The following is a 949-nucleotide window of genomic DNA, read 5'->3' on the forward strand; positions in this document are numbered from 1 at the left end:
TTTCTCATCTATATTTTCAGTTAACATAGGCTTTACGTTGTTTGTGCTACCAATTTTAACAATCATTTTCATACAAATTTCAAAAACATTATCTGCAGTTTCTAGAACTCTATTTATTATTTTAATAGGGCTTTGTGCTAGTATTTTTGAACAAGTTGCTGAGAGGTTAGGTTTATTTGTACATAACGGGAATTGGCATCATGCTTATTCTTTATTTGGATATATCATTTTCTTTTCTCTTATTTGGAAATTATATACTTGGATGCAAAAATAAAGAGACCGTTATAATAACGGTCTCTCCTTAAGCATAATCTTCAGTTACTGCTATTGAACGACTTTGAAGGCTTTTTGATCGCAAACGATATGCAACTACTTTCTTCTTATATTGCTTTACCACATCAACGTGTTCCTCGTAGCTATATATAGAAAATCTAATCTCTCTTTTTCCTTTCTTCGTCTCCATGACTATCGGTGTTCCATTCCCTTGCGGCGGAAAATAATGTTTATCTAAAAATAAAGCCTCGTTAAATTCATGAATAACTTGAAGTTTCATTTCTCCTTCTATACTTTCCCCATCTACCGTTACAGTAGTATTTTCCTCATCAAGTTTTTGGTGTAACTCAAATCTACTAATAATTGATTCTACAACAGAAGTTGGCATACTAGAAACTAGTACTTTAAGAGCACCAAAAATAAATAATGTAACTATAAACCATGTTGTCATTTTAATCATCTCCATTACGCTCTAAAATGAGTAGTGTTATACTCCTTATTACGATTCATTAATTTTCAAAATAAAAATTTCACTCCATAAGGTACTAATATACTAATAAGTATCCCTGTTACAATCATCGTTACCGAACCGATAGTTGCCTCTTTCTCTCCTTCTTTCACTAGACGGCTCACACCAATAATATGTGATGCGCAGCCCATCCCCACTCCTTTTCCA

The 949-nt window shown here is 32.8% G+C and carries 3 protein-coding genes; 1 reads left to right on the forward strand and 2 read right to left on the reverse strand.

The window, feature by feature from the left end; translation table 11 throughout:
* A partial coding sequence (locus AC1DJR_RS31565) for a CBO0543 family protein (RefSeq protein WP_477004426.1) occupies window positions 1–274 on the forward strand: 274 nt, incomplete at its 5' end.
* Window positions 275–301: 27 nt separating this feature from the next.
* Here the strand turns inward: AC1DJR_RS31565 and AC1DJR_RS31570 are convergent.
* Window positions 302–724, reverse strand: a complete 423-nt coding sequence (locus AC1DJR_RS31570; RefSeq protein ID WP_429686845.1) for a YfmQ family protein — start codon at window positions 722–724, stop codon at window positions 302–304.
* A 65-nt stretch (window positions 725–789) separates the two neighbouring features.
* A partial coding sequence (locus AC1DJR_RS31575) for an LrgB family protein (RefSeq protein WP_477004427.1) occupies window positions 790–949 on the reverse strand: 160 nt, incomplete at its 5' end.

This window comes from Bacillus sp. 05T31 (genome assembly GCF_056396725.1).